This is a genomic window from Mesorhizobium sp. M7A.F.Ca.US.006.04.2.1 (assembly GCF_004022915.1).
In the GTDB taxonomy this organism is placed as follows: Bacteria; Pseudomonadota; Alphaproteobacteria; order Rhizobiales; family Rhizobiaceae; genus Mesorhizobium; species Mesorhizobium ciceri.
Window position 1 is genome coordinate 1 of the sequence record NZ_RZQA01000812.1, and the last position, 2,949, is coordinate 2,949.

4 protein-coding genes and 1 pseudogene are annotated in these 2,949 nt (G+C 64.8%); 4 read left to right on the plus strand and 1 reads right to left on the minus strand.

Annotation, left to right across the window (positions count from 1 at the left end):
- The 4 genes and pseudogenes from EN925_RS30435 to EN925_RS30450 all read left to right on the plus strand — a co-directional run.
- Positions 1-166: pseudogene (locus EN925_RS30435) on the plus strand (mandelate racemase/muconate lactonizing enzyme family protein); the annotation flags it as partial.
- A 2-nt stretch (positions 167-168) separates the two neighbouring features.
- Entirely contained in the window at positions 169-885 is a 717-nt protein-coding gene (locus tag EN925_RS30440; protein ID WP_013529506.1) for a FadR/GntR family transcriptional regulator, read from the plus strand.
- A 5-nt stretch (positions 886-890) separates the two neighbouring features.
- On the plus strand, positions 891-1,871 hold the full coding sequence (locus EN925_RS30445; protein ID WP_127385125.1) for a hydroxyacid dehydrogenase: 981 nt from the start codon (positions 891-893) through the stop codon (positions 1,869-1,871).
- Between the two features lie 42 nt (positions 1,872-1,913).
- The gene (locus EN925_RS30450) at positions 1,914-2,300 is read left to right on the plus strand and encodes a hypothetical protein (protein ID WP_127370554.1); all 387 of its coding nucleotides are present in this window, start codon (positions 1,914-1,916) and stop codon (positions 2,298-2,300) included.
- 15 nt (positions 2,301-2,315) lie between these two features.
- Here EN925_RS30450 and EN925_RS30455 read toward each other — a convergent pair.
- On the minus strand, positions 2,316-2,949 hold a 634-nt coding region (locus EN925_RS30455; protein WP_245487353.1), incomplete at its 5' end, for an amidase family protein.

Consider the following 2,949-nt stretch of genomic DNA (forward strand, 5'->3'; position numbering starts at 1 on the left):
GTCGAGTTTCACCGTCGAATATTCGCTCGGCGCCAACCCGATGATCCATGATCTGGTCGAAGAGACTGTCGAAGCCAGGGACGGTATGATAGCGATCCCGGAAAAACCGGGTCTGGGATTCACCATTTCGGAGCGGTTCCTGGAGGCGCACGCGCAACGCGGTTGACGATGAAAGAAAAGAACCTTCTCGCGGAACTCGCTGCCTACCTGTTCTCCCATTCGGACAAGGAGAGCGGCCGAACGCCATCGGAGCGCGAACTGGCGGAGCATTTCGCCGTCAGCCGCGGTCAGATCCGCGAGGCGCTGGCCATCCTGGAGGCCATGCGCATCGTTGAGCGCCGGGCCAAATCCGGCATCTACATCGACACCAAGCAGGCCAGTGTGGAGGCCATGGCGCTCTTTGCCCGCGCGGGCCTCCCGCTCGACCCGATCCAGATCTACGAGACGGTCGAACTGCGCAAGATCCACGAGATCAAGGCGGCCGAACTTGCCTGTTCGCGTGCCACCGAGGAGAATTTCGAGCGGCTGCGCGAAATCCTGAAGGCTTCGGAAGAGCGCATCGCCGCCGGCGAAGGGCTTGCCAGGGAAGACCGCGAATTTCACCTCGAAATCGTGCGCGCCACCAAGAACAGCGTCTTCCACAATGTCTGCAGCGTCTACTACATGATGGGCGAGCAGCGCCTGCCGATCTATTTCAACGACCCCGAGCGCAACGTGCGCTCGCATGCCGAGCATATCCAGATCTATGAGGCGCTGCTGCGCCGCGACGGCAATCTCGCACAGGCGCTGATGAGCGCCCATCTGCAGGGCGCTGAGAGCTACTGGAAGGGCCTGATCGAGGGCCATGGCGAGGAGCCGCAAAGCCCGGCGCTCGAAAAAGCCTGACCGACATGGCTCGTATCCTCACGACCCAGGCCCTGCACCCGCGCGCCTCGGCCATGCTGGCCGGCGCCGGAGAGCTCGTCGTCGCCTCCGCCATCGATCCGGCCACGCTGGCCGCCGAAGCCAGGAATGCCGACATCGTCATCGTGCGCGCGCCGCTGCCCCCACAGCTTTTCGACGGCGCAAAGCTGCTGCGGGCGGCAATCCGTCATGGCGCCGGGCTCGACATGATCCCGATGGAAGCAGCGACGGCCGCCGGCGTGCTGGTGGCGAATGTGCCGGCGGTCAATGCCCGCTCGGTTGCCGAACACGTCATGTTCGTGGCCCTCGCCTTGCTGCGCAACTTCCGCGTCGTCGATCGCGACCTGCGCGCCAAAGGCTGGCTTGCCGGCCGCGAGCACGCCAACGCCAACAGCGAGCTTGCCGGCAAGACGATCGGCATTGTCGGCCTCGGCGCCGTCGGCCAGGCGGTCGGCCATATCGCCGCGCACGGCTTCGACCTGAAAGTGGTGGCAACGACGCGTAGCATGCAGCCGGCGCCGGACAAGGTCGGCTTCCTGTCGATCGACGCTCTCGTCGAGCAGAGCGACATCATCGTTCTGTGCTGCCCGCTGACGCCGGAAACGCGCGGCCTGATCAACCGTGAGCGGATCGCCCGCATGAAGCCGCAGGCGTTGCTGATCAACGTGTCGCGCGGACCGGTCGTCGACGACGACGCGCTGATCGAGGCCTTGCAGAAACGGCGCATCGGCGGCGCCGCGCTCGACGTGTTTGCGACGCAGCCGCTGCCGTCGAACCATCCCTATTTCGGCTTCGACAATGTTATCGTCACGCCGCACATGGCGGGGATCACCGAGGAATCGATGATGCGCATGGGCGTCGGCGCGGCGGGCGAAGCCCTGCTCGTGCTGGCGGGCAAACTGCCGGTCAATCTGCGCAATCCGGAAGTGGTCGATCACTACCGGCAGCGGTTCCCGGCGAGCGTGTAGCACATCGCGGTTTCGCCCCAATTCTTCGTGACGTTGAGACCCATGTTCAGTCCTCGCCTCACATCCCTCATTGTCGCCGCCTGTTCGCTCTGCGCCATTCCGTCATTCGCGGCCGAAAGCAGCTATGTCTATTGCGACAACGGGCTGCGCTGCTTCAAGGCGCCGTGCCCGTCGAACAGCGTGCTCGATCTTGCCACCGGAACGATCATCAAGGGCATGTCGATCGACACCAGCGGCTTGCCGCGGGCCGACAAGGCGATAACGGATCTTTCCGACGCGCTCTATGCCGGAAAGATCGTCGTCAGAGGCTCGATCGAGCACCGCACCCAGACGATCACCGGCAAGGAGTACGATCTGCCCTGGCTGGTCGCGACCAGCATCGTACGCACCGCCATGGACAGCGAACGCAAGCACTGTTCGTCGCGCTGATCCGCAATTTCCGGTTCAGTGCTGATCAACCGCCAGCAGCCGCTCCACTTCAGCGGCAATCCGCAGCAGGCGCCGGTCATGCCCGTTGCGCGCCACCAGCATCAATCCGGCAGGCAGCGGAGTGCCCGGCATCGGCAGCGAGATCGCGCAGAGATCGAACTGGTTGGCGACCTGCGTGTTGCGCAGCAGCAGGCCTTCGGTTCGGTCACGCAACCCGGCGTCGTCAGCCATAGAGACGATAGTCGGCGCCGTCACCGGTGTGGTCGGCAAGGCCAGCACATCGACCGAGGACAGCCGTTCGTCCATGGCGGCCGCAAGTGCCGCACGACGGCGCATCGCCCTGATGTAGACCGGAGTCGGCAGCATTGCCGCCCGCGACAGGGGGCCGCTGACGTGCGGGTCGACCGGCGCGGATGCCCCTGTCGCCAGCCAGTCGGCATGCACTTCGGCCCCCTCCATCGCAGCGATCGAGCCCCGCTTGGTCGCCGAACGAAAGTCTGCGAGCAAGTCGTCGATCGATATGTCCGCCAGGTGCGCTCCTATCTGCTCGATCTCGCGAAGGCTGCGTTCGAACGCCGCGGCGACCTCACTTTCAGTGTCTTCGAAAAGAAGCCCGCGCGGAATGCCGACGCGAAGCCCGGTAAGCGGC